General features: G+C 72.2%; 16 protein-coding genes. 8 read left to right on the top strand and 8 right to left on the bottom strand.

Annotated elements, in window-relative coordinates; genetic code table 11:
* The first annotated feature begins 27 nt into the window (after positions 1–27).
* From IEZ27_RS44465 to IEZ27_RS44445, 5 genes are all read left to right on the top strand, one after another.
* Positions 28–1,200: a thiolase C-terminal domain-containing protein gene (locus tag IEZ27_RS44465; protein ID WP_229824897.1), complete on the top strand. Its 1,173-nt coding sequence runs from the start codon at positions 28–30 to the stop codon at positions 1,198–1,200.
* 3 nt (positions 1,201–1,203) lie between these two features.
* On the top strand, positions 1,204–1,647 hold the full coding sequence (locus tag IEZ27_RS44460) for a Zn-ribbon domain-containing OB-fold protein (RefSeq protein ID WP_189652765.1): 444 nt from the start codon (positions 1,204–1,206) through the stop codon (positions 1,645–1,647).
* An 834-nt stretch (positions 1,648–2,481) separates the two neighbouring features.
* Positions 2,482–3,234 carry a GntR family transcriptional regulator gene (locus tag IEZ27_RS44455; RefSeq protein ID WP_185845243.1) on the top strand — a complete coding sequence of 251 codons (753 nt, stop codon included), beginning with the start codon at positions 2,482–2,484 and terminating at the stop codon, positions 3,232–3,234.
* 199 nt (positions 3,235–3,433) lie between these two features.
* On the top strand, positions 3,434–4,036 hold the full coding sequence (locus IEZ27_RS44450) for a GNAT family N-acetyltransferase (protein ID WP_189652764.1): 603 nt from the start codon (positions 3,434–3,436) through the stop codon (positions 4,034–4,036).
* Between the two features lie 206 nt (positions 4,037–4,242).
* The gene (locus IEZ27_RS44445) at positions 4,243–4,923 is read left to right on the top strand and encodes a copper homeostasis protein CutC (RefSeq protein ID WP_189652763.1); all 681 of its coding nucleotides are present in this window, start codon (positions 4,243–4,245) and stop codon (positions 4,921–4,923) included.
* A 16-nt stretch (positions 4,924–4,939) separates the two neighbouring features.
* Here IEZ27_RS44445 and IEZ27_RS44440 read toward each other — a convergent pair whose 3' ends face one another.
* The 5 genes from IEZ27_RS44440 to IEZ27_RS44420 form a co-directional block, all read right to left on the bottom strand.
* Positions 4,940–6,046 carry a DUF6986 family protein gene (locus tag IEZ27_RS44440; RefSeq protein ID WP_229824896.1) on the bottom strand — a complete coding sequence of 369 codons (1,107 nt, stop codon included), beginning with the start codon at positions 6,044–6,046 and terminating at the stop codon, positions 4,940–4,942.
* A gap of 8 nt (positions 6,047–6,054) precedes the next feature.
* Positions 6,055–7,377 carry an FAD-dependent oxidoreductase gene (locus IEZ27_RS44435; protein WP_229824895.1) on the bottom strand — a complete coding sequence of 441 codons (1,323 nt, stop codon included), beginning with the start codon at positions 7,375–7,377 and terminating at the stop codon, positions 6,055–6,057.
* Positions 7,378–7,560: 183 nt separating this feature from the next.
* Entirely contained in the window at positions 7,561–9,078 is a 1,518-nt protein-coding gene (locus IEZ27_RS44430) for an AMP-binding protein (RefSeq protein ID WP_229824894.1), read from the bottom strand.
* A gap of 16 nt (positions 9,079–9,094) precedes the next feature.
* Positions 9,095–10,162 carry a hypothetical protein gene (locus tag IEZ27_RS44425; RefSeq protein WP_189652761.1) on the bottom strand — a complete coding sequence of 356 codons (1,068 nt, stop codon included), beginning with the start codon at positions 10,160–10,162 and terminating at the stop codon, positions 9,095–9,097.
* The gene (locus IEZ27_RS44420) at positions 10,159–11,226 is read right to left on the bottom strand and encodes an LLM class flavin-dependent oxidoreductase (RefSeq protein ID WP_125647063.1); all 1,068 of its coding nucleotides are present in this window, start codon (positions 11,224–11,226) and stop codon (positions 10,159–10,161) included. Before IEZ27_RS44420 ends, IEZ27_RS44425 begins: the two co-directional genes overlap by 4 nt.
* 95 nt (positions 11,227–11,321) lie before the next feature.
* On the opposite strand from IEZ27_RS44420, the gene IEZ27_RS44415 reads away from it, so the two are divergent.
* Positions 11,322–11,813: a hypothetical protein gene (locus IEZ27_RS44415; RefSeq protein ID WP_125647060.1), complete on the top strand. Its 492-nt coding sequence runs from the start codon at positions 11,322–11,324 to the stop codon at positions 11,811–11,813.
* Between the two features lie 7 nt (positions 11,814–11,820).
* Here IEZ27_RS44415 and IEZ27_RS44410 read toward each other — a convergent pair whose 3' ends face one another.
* A complete protein-coding gene (locus tag IEZ27_RS44410; RefSeq protein WP_189652760.1) occupies positions 11,821–12,774 on the bottom strand; it encodes an acyl-CoA dehydrogenase family protein in 954 nt (317 codons plus the stop codon).
* Positions 12,775–12,907: 133 nt separating this feature from the next.
* Here IEZ27_RS44410 and IEZ27_RS44405 point away from each other — a divergent pair, with 133 nt between their 5' ends.
* A complete protein-coding gene (locus tag IEZ27_RS44405) occupies positions 12,908–13,579 on the top strand; it encodes a hypothetical protein (RefSeq protein ID WP_189652759.1) in 672 nt (223 codons plus the stop codon).
* A gap of 84 nt (positions 13,580–13,663) precedes the next feature.
* On the top strand, positions 13,664–15,406 hold the full coding sequence (locus IEZ27_RS44400) for a proline--tRNA ligase (protein ID WP_189652758.1): 1,743 nt from the start codon (positions 13,664–13,666) through the stop codon (positions 15,404–15,406).
* 34 nt (positions 15,407–15,440) lie between these two features.
* On the opposite strand, the gene IEZ27_RS44395 is transcribed toward IEZ27_RS44400, so the two are convergent.
* Both IEZ27_RS44395 and IEZ27_RS44390 read right to left on the bottom strand, forming a co-directional pair.
* Positions 15,441–15,917, bottom strand: a complete 477-nt coding sequence (locus IEZ27_RS44395; RefSeq protein WP_229824893.1) for a ferritin-like domain-containing protein — start codon at positions 15,915–15,917, stop codon at positions 15,441–15,443.
* Positions 15,914–16,408, bottom strand: a complete 495-nt coding sequence (locus IEZ27_RS44390; protein ID WP_125647051.1) for a hypothetical protein — start codon at positions 16,406–16,408, stop codon at positions 15,914–15,916. Before IEZ27_RS44390 ends, IEZ27_RS44395 begins: the two co-directional genes overlap by 4 nt.
* Positions 16,409–16,507 lie beyond the last annotated feature (99 nt).

Raw genomic sequence — 16,507 nt, 5'->3', positions numbered from 1 at the left:
GGAAAGGGAGGGCCTAGCGTGACGTACGTGCCCAAGCGCTTGCTTGATTTCCGGGACGTGACCGCCATCGCGGGAGTCGGCTACACCCCCTTCACCAAGAACTCGGGCGTCAGCACCCTCACCCTGGCCTGCCGCGCCGTCCTGGCCGCCCTGGACGACGCCGGCCTCCCCCCGGACGCCGTGGACGGCCTGGCCACCCACCGCGTCGGCGACTCGGCACCGCCCTCCCTGGTGGCCCCCGCCCTGGGCCTGCCCGACCTGGCCTGGCACCTGGACCAGTTCGGCGGCGGCAGCGTCTCGCACGCCGTCGTCGGCCAGGCCGCCCTGGCCGTGGCCACGGGGATGGCCGAGACCGTCGTCTGCTACCGCGCGATAAACGCCCGCTCCGAGTTCCGCATGGGCGGCACCGGACGCGGCGTCCCGGTCAGCCCGGAGGTCCAGTACCAGGCCCCGTACGGTTACGTCGCCCCGCCGCAGCAGTACGCCATGTACGCCCGCGCCCACATGCTCAGGTACGGCACCAAGGAGGAGCACTTCGGCCGGCTGGCGGTCACCCAGCGCGCCAACGCGGCCAAGAACCCGCGGGCGCTCATGCGTACCCCGATCACGCTGGACGACTACCTGGCCGCCAGGTGGATCGCCGAGCCCTTCCGCCTGCTCGACTGCTGCCTGGAGACCGACGGCGCCTGCGCGGTCGTCGTCACCACCGCCGAACGCGCCCGCGACCTGCGCCGTCACCCCGTCCTGATCTCCGCGGCGGCCTGGGGCGGCGGCACGTCCCACCTGTCCGGCACGGCTCCCGCCGACCCCACCGTGACCGCGGCCGCGGCCCTGGCCCCGCGCCTGTACGCCCAGGCCGGCCTCGGTCCCCGCGACGTGGACGTGGCCGAGATCTACGACTGCTTCACGTACTCGGTCATCGTGCAGCTGGAGGACTACGGCTTCTGCGCCAAGGGCGAGGGCGGCCCGTACGTGGACTCGGGGGCCACGGCCATGGACGGCGAGCTGCCCGTGAACACCCACGGAGGATTCCTGTCCGAGGGGTACGTGCACGGCGTCAACCACATCGCCGAGGCGGTCGCCCAGCTCAGGGGTGAGGCGGGGGAGCGGCAGGTGCCCGGCGCCGAGGTGGCGCTCTCGACCGCCCAGCCCGGCTACATCCTGCCCGCCACCTCCGCCCTGATCCTCAGAAGGTCGTGACCCATGGCCCACGGTCCCCGTCCCGAGCCCGACCGGGACTCCGCCGAGTGGTGGGAGCGCCTGGCCCGGGAGGGGTTCGCGGTGCAGCGCTGCGACAACTGCGGGACCGCGCGCTTCCCGTCGCGGGCCTTCTGCCCGTCCTGCCGGGGCGAGTCCTGGCGCTGGACGCCGGTGCCGGCCGAGGGCGTGGTCGAGAGCTGGATCGTCAACCACCAGCCGTTCCTGCCGGGCGCGCGGGAGCCGTACGTCGTCGTGATGGTGCGGCTGGACGCGGTCCCCGGCTGCCTGCTGCACGGGAACTGGCGCGGCGCGGCCCCCGAGCCCGAGCCCGGCCAGCGTGTACGAGGGGTCCGCACCCGGATCGACGACCGGCTGACCCTGCTCGACTGGGAGCCCCTGAGCGGTGATCTGGATGTCCATTCGCCCGAGCGCACATCCTCCCGCTGATCGATCTTCATCCGGGCAGTGGATTGGTACCGGTAATTCCCACCAGTCCCACCATTCCGGAAGGTGCCCCCAGGTTGGGTCGCGAGGGTTGATGATGAAGCTGAGGCGTCAACACTGGAGGCGACCCGGACTTGACGGCAGACGTGTGCGGCAGCGACTCGGCGACAGACGTGACCCCGGCGTCACGACCGCTGACTCCTGCCGTGGGTCCGGGCCGGAGCCGGACGGCGCGCAGTCCTCCGGCGGCGGGGGCGGTACGGCGGCGAGCAGGTCCCTCGGAGGAAGACGCGTCCTGGCGGGCGTGGGGGACCCGCCAGGACGCGCTTCCTGCCCCGTGAGCGGCGACGCCAGGACTCCGGCGAGGGATGGAGTCCTAGGCCGCGGGTTCGCGCACGGAGTCGGTGGGGGTGTGCGAAGGCACGTGCCGCCGGCGACGTGCGGCGATGCGTCGGGCTGAACCGACAGGGTCATCAATGGGGTGCGTGACGGGGGCGCCACCCTCCTCGTTCCAGACAAAGGATCCGTCTTTGCACCACACGGTCAGTTCAGTCGACACCGAGAGCACGGGCATTCCACCGCCACTGCTCTGGTACGTGTGGGTGGACCGCCGGCAAGGCAACACGTAACGCAGTAAACGTGTTGCTTCGCGAGGGTCCCGCCAGGGCAGGAACGGCGTGTCCGTGCGGACCGGCGACATTGGCCTCCACCCCCTCACCGGCCTTTAGATGGATTTGTACCAACGAATGGATGATGGGCCGGTCGAGGGGCTTCGGTCAAGGGGTTGTGGCCTGCTAGAACCAGATCGTCTAAATTGTTGGAACAAAAGGGGTGAAAGTGGCAAGGTCGGTGCTGTATCAGCAGGTGGCTTCGGAGTTGCGTCGAGCCATCTACTCGGGTGTTCTCGGCCCCGGGGCGCAGCTGCCGACCGAGGCACAGCTCATGGAAGACCACGGGGTGAGCAGGAACACCGTCAGGCTGGCTCTCGGGGAACTCGTGAACGAGGGGCTGGTCACGCGCACGCCGCGGCGCGGAACGGTGGTCCGGGACCGCAGACCGCTGCTGATCTACCCGCAGCGCGAGCTGGAGCCGCAACCCACCGGGGAACTGAAGGAGGCCTTCGCCTACGCCGTTGCGCAGGAAGGCCGGGCTCCGAGCCAGTACATTGAAGTTCTGACGGTTTCTCCCGTCGAGGAGATCGCCAGCAGGCTGGAGTTGGCGGATGGAGAGCTGGCGGTCGTACGTCGCCGCCTGCGGTTCGTGGACGGCCAGCCGTACAACACCAATGACTCCTACTTTCCCCGTGATCTGGTAGCCGATTCCGAGATCGCCAGGCCCGGAGACATCGCGCGAGGGGCGAACCGGGTTCTGGAAGAACTGGGCCACGCGCAGATACGCGTCGTGGACGACATCTGGGCCCGCATGCCCAACCAGGAGGAGGCCGAGCGTCTCCAGCTCGAACTCGGCACACCAGTCATGGTGTACGTCCGAGTCGGATACGACGGGGCCGACATGCCAGTGCGTGTCGCTGTGTCGGTGCTGCCCGCCGACAAACATCTGATCAGATACGAGCTCGATCGTCGCCGCTGACGGGCTCGGTTGAAGGGGTGATCCCGCCGGCCGGGCGCAGCGAGAAAGCCGCCTCGCTGGCCTAGGGGAGTCGTGCATACTCCCCTAAATCGCCATTTATCCATATATATCGGGTTGAGGACCCATTACGCCCCTGCGCGACATTGCGTCATCACGCTGAGTGTTGGCATGGGCACCCTACGCATCGAAGGGCTGTATTATGCACACAAACACCCTCCTTCACCCGCTCGCACTCCGGCGCGCGGAGGCCGCGGACCTTCCCGGCGTACTCAGGCTTCTCGCGGACACCGCCGAGTGGCTCTACACGCAGGGAGTGCGGCAGTGGCCGCGGCAGGGATTCGGCCCCGAGCGGATCGAGCCGCTCATCGAGGAGCGGGTCCTGTACCTGCTCGACGACGAGCTCCGCTATCTCGACCCCGACGTCCAGGCCCCGCCCGTGGCCACGATCGCCCTCGACGACAACGCCGACCCCGAGTTCTGGACGCCCGCCGACAACCCGGGCGCCGCGCTCTACGTCCACAAGCTGGCCGTGGCCCGGCCCTGGTCCGGCAGCGGACTCGGCGACGCGCTCCTCGACTGGGCCTGCACCGCGGCCCACGCCTCCGGGCTGCCCTGGCTCCGGCTCGACTGCGCCAAGGCCAACCCGCGGCTGCAGGAGTACTACCGCACCCGCGGCTTCCGGCACGTCCGCACCGTGGACCTGCCGCACCGCTCGTCCGGGGCCCTGTTCCAGCGGCCGTCGCGTGATCTGTCCACGACGGCCTTCCGTGACCTGACGGTCGCGGAGCTGATCAGCGCCTAGCGAACCCCTCTGGCCGGATCCGGCCCGAGCGGAGCCGGGTCCGGCCGGCGGTCATGCCGCCTCACGACAGGCGGCAGTTCACCGCGGGCACCGAGCCTTCAGTCAGTCGGGTGGTCCAAGATCGTACCGCAATGGGCGGCCTCGGGGCGCCGAGGGCGTGTGCGTTTCCGGCGCAAAAGGACAGAGCACCATATAACCTCTCCTCCATGACCGGATCCCTCCTTGAGGTGATCGCGCTCAACGTGCGCGACGCCGTTGCCGCCGAGCAGGGCGGCGCCGACCGCCTTGAGGTCGTCGCCGACATGGCGGCCGACGGGCTCACCCCCGCTCCGGAGACGGTCGCCGCGATCGCCGCGGAGTGCCCCCTGCCCCAGATGGTGATGTTGCGCTGCGAGGCGAACTTCACCGCCGGCCCCGACGTCCTGGACCGGCTGCGCCGCGACGCCAAGGAGCTCGCCCAGGCGGGCGCGGCCGGGTTCGTCTTCGGCTTCCTGGACGGCGCGGGCGTGGTCGATCTGGCGGCCACCGAGGCGCTCATCCACGCCGTCTCACCGCTCCCGTGGACCTTCCACCGCGCCGTCGACCACGCGGCCGACGTACAGGCGTCCTGGCGGGCCGTGCGGCTGCTGCCCAACCTGGCCACCGTGCTCACCTCCGGCTCCCCGCAGGGCGTCGGCGCCGGGATGCCGACGCTGAAGTCCCGCGCCGAGGCGGGCGACGGCTCGATCGTCCTGGCGGGCGGCGGCCTCAAGCCCGTCCACGTGCCGGACCTGCTCGACTACGGCATCCGCGCCTTCCACGTGGGCTCGGCCGTACGGCCGACCTGGTCGGACCCGGTCGACTGGCGGCTGGTCCGGCAGTGGCGTTCGCTGGTCGAGCGCGACTGAGCCCCGCAGGAACGGATCACAGGGCCGCGTCGGCGCGGCGGAGGGCGGCCGCCAGCGTCCTGATGGTGGCCGGCTCGTCCATGACGCCCTCCCCGGCCGCCCGCCGCTCCTCCCAGGCCCGTACGCGCTCGCGGTAGGAGTCGTAGCGGGCCAGATGGAAGGCGTGGACGGTGGCGAACCTGCTCACCAGGTGGGCGGGATGCATGTCCCAGCCCTGGTAGAAGCCGTGGGCCAGGGAGTGGCCGACCAGCCGGGCGTGCCGGCCCCACAGGGCGTGTACGTCCTCGGCCCGGTCGGAGGCGGGCGCGGCGGCCAGCGAGCCGTCGGACAGCTCCACGCCCGTGCCCGCGAACGCCGTCTGCATCACGTGCCTGGCGTGGTCGCAGGCCGGATGGTCGAGCCGCTGCTCGTGCGGCGGCAGGCCGATGGCGGCGGTGTAGTCGAACACGCCGAAGTGCGCCGCGGACAGCCGTCCGCCGAACGCCCCGGCCAGCTCGGCCCGCAGGAAGTGCAGCGTCTGCGGGGCCTCCACCTGCATCTCGAAGCGCAGCCGCGGCAGGCCGAGCCGCGCCTCCAGCCGTTCGAGCACCCCCGCGAACATGCCGAGGTACTCCTCCATCAGCACTTTCGGGAAGGTCACCGTGAAACCGGCGGGCAGCTCGCCGGCGTGGTCGAGCACCCCGGTCAGGAAAGCGCCGAGCGTGCGCACCGAACGTCCGGGGTCGCCGTCGGCGAACGACTTCACCCGCAGCCCCCACCGGCGCGGCAGGGTCCCGGCGGCGTGCAGGTCGGCCACGGCCCGCGCCGCCCGTCCGGCGTGGCCGTCCTCCTCCTCGTACGGGCGCACGCCGTAGCCGTCCTCGAAGTCGATCCGCAGGTCCTCGATCGGCTCGCGGGCCAGCTTGGCGAGCACCCGCTCGTGCACGCCGGGCGCGAACGCCTCCAGATGGGCCTTGGCCAGGGAGGACGCCTGCCCGCCCCACTCGGCGACGGTCGAGGCGGAGAACCGGTCGGCGGGCACGTAGACGGTGTGGACGGGCTGCCGGTCCGGCTCGGTCATGGGGTAGCGGGCCTGCTGGACCGCGTGGACCTCGGCGAAGCCGGGCACGGTCTCGTCGTTCACGTACGGGCTCATTCCCGGTGGGCGCAGGCGCGGAGCATGGTGTCGACGCCGACCAGCTTGACGCGTTCGCCGCGGCCGAGCGACGTGGCCAGCTCGCTCTCGGCCCGCTCGATGGCCAGCCAGTCGCCGTACGTCACCGGCCGCACGCCCCGCTCGGCCAGCAGCGACTCGACGGACGGCCGCGACACGCGCTCGCCGCCCTCCAGGGCCTCCCCGTCCAGGTCGGCCAGCAGCGTGCGGACCGTCTCGGCGGCGTCGGACTTGTTGGTGCCGATGACGCCGGTCGGGCCGCGCTTGAGCCAGCCCGCCACGTACTCGCGCGGGCGCACCCGGCCGGCCTCGTTGGGCACGGTCATGGTCCGCTCGGAGAACGGCACACCCGGCAGCGGGACGCTCTGGTAGCCGACCGAGCGCAGCACCATGCCGACGGGCAGCGTCTCGTACTCGCCGGTGCCGACGACGCGGCCCTCCTCCGACAGGCGGGTACGTTCGAGCCGGAGACCCTCGACCCGCTCGGCGCCCAGGATCTCCACCGGCCGCAACCAGAAGCGCACGTCGAGGCGGCGCGGCCGGCCGACGGGCTCGCGACCGGCCCACGACTGCAGGACCTTGATGTTGCCCTGGACCTGGCGCGGGAAGTCGGCGCCGAGTACGGCCGACTCGTCCGGGCGCACGCAGACGTCGGCGTTGGCCAGCTCGCCCAGCTCGCGCAGCTCCTTCAGGGTGAACTTGGCGTGCTCGGGCCCGCGCCGCCCGACCATGTGGATGGCCTTGACCTGGCTCTGGCTCAGGCGTTCCAGCACGTCGTGGGGCACGTCGGTGTGCCGCAGCTCCTCGGCGGTCTTGGCCAGCACGCGGACGACGTCGACGGCCACGTTGCCGACGCCGATCACCGCGACCTCCGAGCTGTCGAGGGTGAAGCGGCCGGGATCGACGTCGGGATGGCCGCAGTACCAGTTGACGAAGTCGGTCGCCGCCACGCTGCCCGGCAGGTCCTCGCCGGGGATGCCGAGCCGCCGGTCGACCATCGCGCCGGTGCAGTAGACGACCGCGTCGTAGACCCGCAGCAGGTCCTCGACGGAGACGTGGTCGCCCAGGGTGATGCCGCCGAGGAAACGCACCTGGGGCAGCTCCAGGACCCTGCGCAGGTAGTTCGCGATCGACTTGATCGACGTGTGGTCGGGCGCCACTCCGTACCTGACCAGCCCGTACGGCGTGGGCAGCCGTTCGAGCACGTCGACCTGGACGGGCTCGACCGACTGTTTGACCAGCGCCTCGGCCGTGTAGATCCCGGCGGGGCCCGACCCGATGACCGCCACGTGCAACGCCACGCTGCCTCCTCATGCCGGTGAAGGTGCGACGCGGAGTACGCGTCCCAAGAGGTGCAACCGGCCCGTGTCATCGATGTATCCCCGGTCGCCCTCGCGGATGAACCCGTCTTCCGCGAATACCGTCCGCTCGCGATTCTCGCTCACGAGGGCGCCCCTGACAGCCCCTGAACACGCCGGAACCCCTTATCCGGTCGCCGCCCGGGCACGCAGGGCCAGCTTGTCGATCTTGCCGTTGACGTTGACGGGCAGCGCTTCGACCACTTCTACCCGTTTGGGCACCTTGTAGTTGGACATGTTGGCCTTCGCCCAGGAGAGCAGCGTCCCGGCGGTGACCTGCGCGCCCGGCCGGGGGACCACGTACGCCACCCCGGACTCCCCGGAGACGGCGTCGGGCACGCCGACCACCGCGGCCTGGGCCAGCGAGCCCTCGCGCAGCAGGAGCGACTCGACCTCGGCGGGGGAGACGTTGAAGCCGTTGACGATGTAGAGCTCCTTCTTCCTGTCCACGATGGCGAGGTTGCCCGCCTCGTCCAGCACGCCGACGTCGCCGGTGTGCAGCCAGCCGTCGGCGTCGACCACCTCGGCGGTCCTGGCGGGCTCGTCCCAGTAGCCGCGCATCACGCCGTAGCCGCGTTGCAGGATCTCGCCGCGCAGGCCGGGGGCGACCTCCTTGCCGTCGTCGTCCACGATCTTGACCTCGATGCCCGGCACGGCCCTGCCGGTGGTGTTCGCGATCACCTCGATGGGGTCGCCGGCCCTGGTCATGGAGACCACCGTGCCCTCCATCAGCCCGTACGCGTTGATCATCCGTTCCAGGCCGACCCGTTCGACCAGCCGGGTGATCAGCGCGGCCGGTACGGAGGCGGCGCCGCAGATGGCCACCCGCAGCGAGGAGACGTCCCGGTCGGCGCGGTCCAGCTCGTCCAGGATCCGGGCGAACAGGGTGGGCGGCCCGGCCAGGATCGTCACCTTCTCGGTGGAGATCAGCGACATCAGGGCGTCCGGGGAGAAGACCGGGATCGGCACCATCGTGGCCCGGCGCATCAGGCAGGCGACGAGCCCGGCGTTCAGCCCGAACCCGTGGTTGAACGGCGCGATCACCGGATAGCGGTCGTGCTCGTCCAGCGTGACGATCTCCGACCAGTCCCAGTAGCCGCGCAGGACCTGGGCGTGGTCGAGCATCACGCCCTTGGGCGTCCCCGTGGTGCCGGACGTGGACATGATCTCGCACAGGTCGTCCGGCCCGACGGCGAGCGCCCGTTCCTCGCCCGCCCGTACGGTGACCCCGGCCGGGTCCAGGCCGCCGGCCGCGCGTACGGTGACGCCGTCGTCCAGGGGCGGCAGCAGGCGGGCGAGCGGCGGATCGCCGACGATCACGACCTTCACCCCGGTCCTGGCGATCAGCTGGGCGGCCTCGATGCCCTTGTACCGGGCCGACAGCGGCACGAGGACGGCGCCGGCGTCCCAGACACCGAGCGCGTGCCGTACCCAGGACGCCGAGTTCGAGCCCCAGATCGCCACCCGGTCGCCGGGCTCGACGCCGAGGGCGATCAGCCCCCGGGCGACCTCGGCGGCCCGCGACCGCAGCTCCGACATCGTGACCCGGGCGCCGCCCTCGACGACCGCCGTGGCGTCGGGGTGGCGTTCGGCCTGGTCGCGCAGCATGCGGGGGAGGGTTCCCCAGTCGGGCATCGATGCCATCGGCTACTCCGTCGCGCTAGGTGACGAGGGACCTGTCCCGGCCGAGGTGGTGGCCGCGCCGGTCGTCCACGGTGCCGGGCGAGGGGGTCTCCAGGACGTCCTGGGCGACCCCCACGTCGATCGAGACCGGGGTCAGCGCCCGTACCGCCTGCTCGATGCGCGACCGCCACATGGGGTTCCTGACCAGGCTCTCCCGGCCGAACGACACGGTCAGCGCGGCGGCGTCCAGAGTGCCCTGGCGGGTGATCGACAACTCCCAGCCGGTCACGCCGTCGATCTTCGACAGCGCCTTCTCGATCCGCGGCAACGCCAGCCACACGCCCCTGACCAGCACGTGGTCGCCGACCGTGTGCGCGGGCGCGGGGATGCCGGACCCGCCGGGCCTGGTCACCATGCCCGTCCTGAGCACGGCGTCGCCCAGCGTCGAGTGCCCGGACGGCGTGATGACCAGCTCGGCCGCCGGGTCGGCCGGATCGGCCAGGTCGTCCTTGGTCAGCGAGGCCAGCCCCAGCACGCCGTCCGTGAGAGGGGTGAGCGGCGCGTCCTCGGCGGTCCTGTAGGCGAGGGCGCCGCCGCCGAACGGGCTGGCGAGCACCTCCGTGACCGCGCAGCCGAACTCGTCGGCGAGGTGTCCCATCGTGCGCTTGGAGGCGATCTCGCCGGTCAGGACGATGTGGTCGAGCCCGAGGTCGAGCGGGTCGAGCAGGAACTCCAGGTGCAGGCGGGCCAGCAGGTCCATCGCGCCCGTCGGGGTGCTGACCAGCGTGGTCGCGCCGAGCGCGGTCAGCGCGTGGTGCAGGCGCAGGCGGCCGCGCGGTCCCACCGCGGCGGCGGCCCCGGCCACGTCCGCCGCTGCGGCGGCCCACAGCGCGCCCGCCGGCTCGGCGAGCGCCACCACGACCCGGTCGTGCCCGCCGACGCCGGCCGCGCGCAGCGCCGCCCCGGTGAGCCCGGTCGCGGCGGCGGCGTCCTCGGGGCCCATCGGGAACACGCTGGACACGTCGGGCGCCACGAGCAGGAGCCCTCCGGCGGAACGTCCGGCCGCGGCCAGGTCGTCGCGGGTCAGCCAGCGGGCGGCCGTCAACGGGCCACCTCGTTCATGAACAGGGTCATCGACTCGCACACCTTCTCGTGGGCCAGCCCGCCGACCTGCGCCTGGATGATCAGGTCCGTGGCGCCCGCCTCGGCGATCCTGGCCAGGGCCTTGCGCGAGCCCTCCACGTCGTCCACCACGACCATCAGATGCTCGCGCAGCGTGGCCATGGCCTCCTCCGGCGGCATCCCGGCGGCCAGCTGGCCGAGTACGCGGTGGGTGGCGTGGCGGGCGTCGTAGTAGTCGGGCGGGGTGACCAGGTTGACCTGGCGGCGGATGTACCACAGGACGGCGTCGGCGGCGGTGGCGTTGGCCTCGTCGCGGGTGGGGGCGGCGAACCAGGGGATCATCAGCGCCACGCGCCGGGAGTCGGGGTCGAAGCCGTTCTCGGCCAGGCATTCCCGGTACCGGGCGATGTCGGCGGCCACGTCGTCGATGCCCTTGAGCATCGTCATGCCCAGCAGGTTGTAGCCGTGCCGGGCGGCGGCCAGGTAACCCTCCAGCGAGGTCGAGGCCACCCATACGGGCGGATGCGGCCGCTGGGCCGGCCGCGGGTAGACGGCCACGTCGGGGATCTCGAAGAACTCGTTCGACCTGCTGACCGGCTCGCCGTCGGCGTTCCAGATGGCCAGGGTGGCCTCCAGCGAGTCCTCCCAGATCTGCCGCGACTTCTCGAACGGCCGCTGGAACGCCTGGTACTCCAGGGGTGAGGCGCCGCGTCCCGTGCCGAACTCGACGCGGCCGCCGCTCAGCACGTCGAGCGTGGCGACGCGCTCGGCGGTGCGGATGGGCGACTGGAACGGCAGCAGCACCACGCCGAGCCCGAGGTGGATGCGCCCGGTGCGCTGCGAGATGGCCGCGAGGACCAGATCGGGGGCGGAGGAGTGGGAGAAACCCCTGGTGAAGTGGTGCTCGACGAACCAGGCCGTGTCGAACCCCAGCCGATCGCCGAGGACGACCTGCTCGATCACGTTCTCGAACGCCTGTCGCTCGACCTCGCGGGTGCGGCCGCGGACCTCCAGTTCATACCCCAGGCTGATCCGTAGGGACGTCATCGCGCCTCCGGCGAAAGTAGTGAACCAAGCGCTCGCTTGGTAGAGACTATCAGGGCCGAAGTCTTGCGGGAAGGGCGCGCGTCCGATCAGAGTGGATGACCGTGAGGCGAAAGCACGCGCTGCGGCGGCCGAAGGACGGCACGGTCCCCGACCGTGGCGACGACGATCCCTCGCTCGCCGACGCGCTCGGTTACGAGGCGTTCGGCCGGGTGATGGCCGCCCTCGCGACCGAGGCGGACTTCATCGAGTGGTGCCGCGACCTGACGTGGTGGCGCGGCGCCGACCGGAGCTGGCACATCGAGTGGCGCGACGGGCCGTACGCCTCGGAGGTGGCCGCGCTGCTCGCCGGGAAGATGCCCGACCCGGGCCCCGGCCCCGACGACTCCTCGCTCGCGGTCGCGGGTCCCGGTGACGCGGCCTCGGCCGTGCTGGAGGTGATGGGGGTGCGGTTCGAGCTGCGCGCGGTCGATCCCATGGGCCGGGCCCGCGTGCGCGCGCGTCCCGGGTTGTGGCGCCTGGCCGAGGCGCTCGACACCACCCGCCGCACCAACACCCGCCATCCGTGGGAGGAACTGCTCGGCGGCTGAGCCGCCGTCACACCTCGCCGAGCACGTGCGGCGCGAGGCGGGCGCGGTGCGCCTGCGGCGGGCCGAAGAGCTGCGCGTCCGACGCGGCCCGCTTGAGATACCGGTGCGCCGGGTGCTCCCAGGTCACCCCGATCCCGCCGTGCACCTGGATGTTCTCGCCCGCCGCCGTCAGATACGCCTCCGTGCAGTACGACCCCGCCACGGCCGCGAACACCTCCGACCCGCCCGCCGCCCGCGCCGCCGACCGGGCCGACTCCACCAGCAGCAGCACGTCGGCCAGTTTGTGCTTGATCGCCTGGAAGGAGCCGATCGGCCGGCCGAACTGCCGCCGCGACCGCGCGTGCCCGACCGCCATCTCCAGGCAGCGCGCCGCCCCGCCCACCTGCTCGGCGGCCAGCGCCGCGATCGCGAGGTCCCGTACGCGGGTCCACGACGCGCCGGGGCCCAGCCGCCGTACGGGCGCGCGGTCGAAGGCGAGCGAGACCAGCGGCCGGGTCTCGTCCACGGTCGGGTACGCCGTCCGCCGCGCCGGCACGGCCTCCACCAGCTCCGCACCGGCGTAGGCGAGCACGACCTCGCCCGCCAGCGCGTACGGCACCACCCCCGAGAGCCGGTCGCCCTCCAGCCGCAGGTCCCCGTCGCCCGGCAGCACGACGGTCGCCGTCGTCGCCCCCGAGGCCAGCTCCGGCAGCAACCGCGCCCGCGCCTCGTCGTCCCCGTCGGCCATGAGCGCCGCGACCGCCATGACGGCCGACTGGAGGAACGGGTGGGGTGACAGCGCCCGTCCCAGTTCCTCGGCGACGGCCGCCGTCTCGGCCGGGCCGCATCCGGCGCCGCCGTACCGCTCGGGCACGAGCAGGCCCGCCACGCCGACGTCGCGCGCGAACGCCCGCCACGTCGCTTCCGGCCGGTCGGAGAGATAGGCACGGACGACGGCGCCGAGCTCCTCGGAGAGTGTCACCGGAGCATCGTAAACCAAGCGATTGCTTGCCTTAGATAGGGATGACCGAAATTTGCCTTTTTGGGATGGATACATAATCTGGATGTGGTCATCCCTAGACATCTCCGGGGGAGGGATTGACCAGGGAATGAAGATGAACGACACCGCCATCGAGTACGCCGACTTCGCCGAGTACGACCGGCGTCAGCGACGCATCGAACGTCACGTGCTGACGGCCTTCCTCGCGGGACTGGCCGTCGGCCTGATCGGCATGCTCACCGCCGGCAAGGGCCCGTCCTGGCTCGGCCAGCTCTACGACCCGTACGCCTACCTGACCCTCTCGCTGGTCGTGGGCGCCACCGCGTCGGGGTTCGGCTGGGCGCTGCTGACCACGTTCCTGGCGACGGTGTCCACGCTGGTGGCGGCCATGGGCGCGAGCGCGCTGCGCGGCGTGGACGGCTTCGACATCATCGGCGGCGGCGCCGCCGGGCTGAACTGGACGCTCGCCCTGCTCGTCGGCCTCGGCCTGCTCGCCTACGTCACCCGCAGGAGGGACGCCTGGGGCGACCTGGCCGCGGGCTCGATCGGCGCGCTGCTGATCGCGGACGTCGTCGACCGCGCGACCCCCGGCTTCATCGACACCGAGCAGGCGTTCTGGCCCGGCCCGGCCACGGTGGTCGGGGTGCTGGCCGTCCTGCTGGTCGTGGTGCTGCGCCACAACCGGCGCGCCCGCGTGCGCGCGCTGACGTTCTCGGCCGTCTTCGCGGGCCTGTTCACCGTCTGCCTGGCCGTCTTCGTGGGCGGCTGGCTCCCGATCTCCGTCTGACCGCACCGGATAACGCCGCGCGGCGGGGCTCCCTGAGTCGATAGCCTGTAGTTCTTCACATCCAGGCCCGACCAAGGAGTAGCCGTGTTGCTGCGCATGTCGTCGTTGTTTCTTCGCACCCTGCGGGACGACCCGGCAGACGCGGAAGTGCCGAGCCACAAGCTCCTCGTCCGCGCCGGCTACGTCCGCCGCGTGGCTCCCGGCATCTACTCGTGGCTGCCCCTCGGCAAGCTGGTGCTGGAGAACGTCACCAGGGTCGTCCGCGAGGAGATGAACCGGATGGGCGGCCAGGAGGTGCTCTTCCCCGCCCTGCTGCCCCGCGAGTACTACGAGGCCACCGGCCGCTGGACCGAATACGGCGACACCCTGTTCCGGCTCCAGGACCGCAAGGGCGCCGACTACCTCCTCGGTCCCACGCACGAGGAGCTCTTCACCGACATGGTCAAGGGCGAATACTCCTCGTACAAGGACTATCCGGTCACGCTCTACCAGATCCAGACCAAGTACCGCGACGAGGCCAGGCCCAGGGCCGGCATCCTGCGCGGCCGCGAGTTCCTCATGAAGGACTCCTACTCCTTCGACCTCGACGACGACGGTCTCAAGCGCTCCTACGAGCAGCACCGCGAGACCTACATCCGCACGTTCGAGCGGCTCGGCATCGAGTACAAGATCGTGTTCGCCACCTCGGGCGCGATGGGCGGCTCGGCCTCGGAGGAGTTCCTGGCGCCGACGCCCACCGGCGAGGACACGTTCGTGGCCTGCCACTCCTGCGGCTACGCGGCCAACGCCGAGGCCGTCACCACCACCGCGCCGCCCGTCCGCGACCTGGCGGAGGCCGCGGCGATGCGGGTGCTCGACACGCCCGACACCCCGACCATCGAGTCCCTGGTGTCCTACGTCAACGAGCGCCACGGCCTGTCCGTCACCGCCGCCGACACCCTGAAGAACGTCGTCGTCAAGATCACCACCCCCGGCTCCGACAAGGTCGAGACGCTGATCGTCGGCGTGCCCGGCGACCGCGAGGTCGACCTCAAGCGCCTGGAGGCCTCCCTGACGCCCGGCGAGCCCGCCATCTTCGAGGCCGCCGACTTCGCCGCCCACCCCGGTCTCGTACGCGGCTACATCGGCCCGCAGATCCTGCGCGAGCTCGGCATCCGCTACCTCGTCGACCCCCGCGTCGTGACCGGCACCTCCTGGGTGACCGGCGCCAACGAGCCCGGCAAGCACGCCGTCGACGTGGTCGCCGGGCGCGACTTCGTCCCCGATGGCACGATCGAGGCCGCCGAGGTGCGCGCCGGCGACCCGTGCCCCCGCTGCGGCTCCTCGCTGTCCATCGACCGCGGCATCGAGATCGGCCACATCTTCCAGCTCGGCCGCAAGTACGCCGACGCCGCCGGCCTCGACGCCCTCGGCCCCGACGGCAAGCCGATCCGCATCACCATGGGCTCCTACGGCGTCGGGGTCTCCCGGGCCGTGGCCGTCATCGCCGAGCAGGCCCACGACCAGCTCGGCCTGGTGTGGCCGCGCGAGATCGCGCCCGCCGACGTGCACATCGTCGGCACCGGCAAGGAGAACCAGATCGAGGCCGCCCTTGAGCTGGCCGCCGAGCTGGAGTCGCAGGGGCTGCGGGTGCTCGTCGACGACCGCGCCCAGGTCTCGCCGGGCGTCAAGTTCAAGGACGCCGAGCTGCTGGGGCTGCCCACGATCGTGGTGATCGGGCGCGGCCTGTCGCAGGGCGTCATCGAGCTGCGCGACCGCGTGACCGGCGTCAAGGAGGAGATCCCGCTCGCCGACGCGGCCGCCCGCATCCTGGCCGCCTGCCGCTGACCGGCCGCCGCCCGCCCCGAGCCCCTGAGCGGCGTCAGCCGCCGGGGGTGATGGCGGGCGGTGCCGGGGGCGGGCTGCTCACCGGCATGCCGGGGAAGGCCGGGGGCGGCGACGGCTGGAAGGCGTAGGCGCGGGTCGCCGACTCCTGCATCGCCTGGGCGGCGTACCTGCGCAGCGTGGCGTCCCGCGCGGCGGCCAGCTCCAGGTAGGCGGCCGTGATCCCGTTCTCCACCCGCGCCGCCAGCTTGGCGGCCTGCGCGGAGCCGGAGGGCACGTACGGCAGCGCGTAGGACGCCTCCGACTCGCTGGGCTTGGCCCCGCGGCTGGTGATCAGGCCGCGGAGCTGGTCGCGGCGGGCCCGGTGGGCGTCGTACGCCGCGGTGGCCCGGTCCCGCAGCGCGCCCGTCGTACGCGCCCCCAGCAGCCCGTAGGCGAACACGGCGGCGTGCTCGGCGGCCAGGGCCTTGCGCAGCCTGTCGATGTCGTCCCCGTCCACCACAACCCCGTTCACAACGATTTCGGCAGCGACACGGCGTGGACCGCCTCGCAGGCCCCGATGCTGGCGACGAGCTGGGCCACACCGGGCGACAGGACGGCCAGCTGCCGCGGCCGCCGCGCCGCGGCCCGGCTCTCCAGGTCGCGCAGCCGCGACAGCGAGGGCTTGGGCGACTTCGACGGCGTGGCCGAGGGCGACCCGGAGGGCGTCGCGGACCCGGCGGGCGTCGTCGGCGGCGCGCCCGCGGGCAGGTATTTGCGCAGCTCGGCCAGGTGGGCCTGGTGACGGGCGCGGAACGGCTCAAGGACGTCGGCGCCGTCCGCGATCAGCGCCGAGTAGAGGGCGACCGTACGTTCCTTGTCGGCGATCACCTGCCGCAGCAGCACGGTCTCGGGCGAGTCGGGCACGGGAACCGGGGGCTTCGCCGGGCCCGAGGCGCTGCAGGCGGTCAGGGCGGCCGCCGCGCCCGCCAGCACGGCTCGCCTGGAGAGGTGACGCGGGCGCACGGGCTTGGACCTCCGGTGGATGCGGACCGGGCGACGACGGACCCCAGCGACCGGGGAGCCGCCGGTGACGGCTCCAGGTGACTGCTGGCGCAGATAGCA

It is taken from the genome of Nonomuraea spiralis (assembly GCF_014648435.1).
GTDB classification, from domain to species: domain Bacteria; phylum Actinomycetota; class Actinomycetes; order Streptosporangiales; family Streptosporangiaceae; genus Nonomuraea; species Nonomuraea spiralis.
This window is presented reverse-complemented; position numbering and strand designations above follow the sequence as displayed.

Excerpts from the sequence above, each read along its gene's own strand:
- IEZ27_RS44460 (WP_189652765.1), top strand. The coding sequence starts at position 1,204 with ATGGCCCACGGTCCCCGTCCCGAGCCCGACCGGGACTCCGCCGAGTGG.
- IEZ27_RS44450 (WP_189652764.1), top strand. The coding sequence starts at position 3,434 with ATGCACACAAACACCCTCCTTCACCCGCTCGCACTCCGGCGCGCGGAG.
- IEZ27_RS44445 (WP_189652763.1), top strand. The coding sequence starts at position 4,243 with ATGACCGGATCCCTCCTTGAGGTGATCGCGCTCAACGTGCGCGACGCC.
- IEZ27_RS44430 (WP_229824894.1), bottom strand. The coding sequence starts at position 9,078 with ATGGCATCGATGCCCGACTGGGGAACCCTCCCCCGCATGCTGCGCGAC.
- IEZ27_RS44420 (WP_125647063.1), bottom strand. The coding sequence starts at position 11,226 with ATGACGTCCCTACGGATCAGCCTGGGGTATGAACTGGAGGTCCGCGGC.
- IEZ27_RS44415 (WP_125647060.1), top strand. The coding sequence starts at position 11,322 with ATGACCGTGAGGCGAAAGCACGCGCTGCGGCGGCCGAAGGACGGCACG.
- IEZ27_RS44405 (WP_189652759.1), top strand. The coding sequence starts at position 12,908 with ATGAACGACACCGCCATCGAGTACGCCGACTTCGCCGAGTACGACCGG.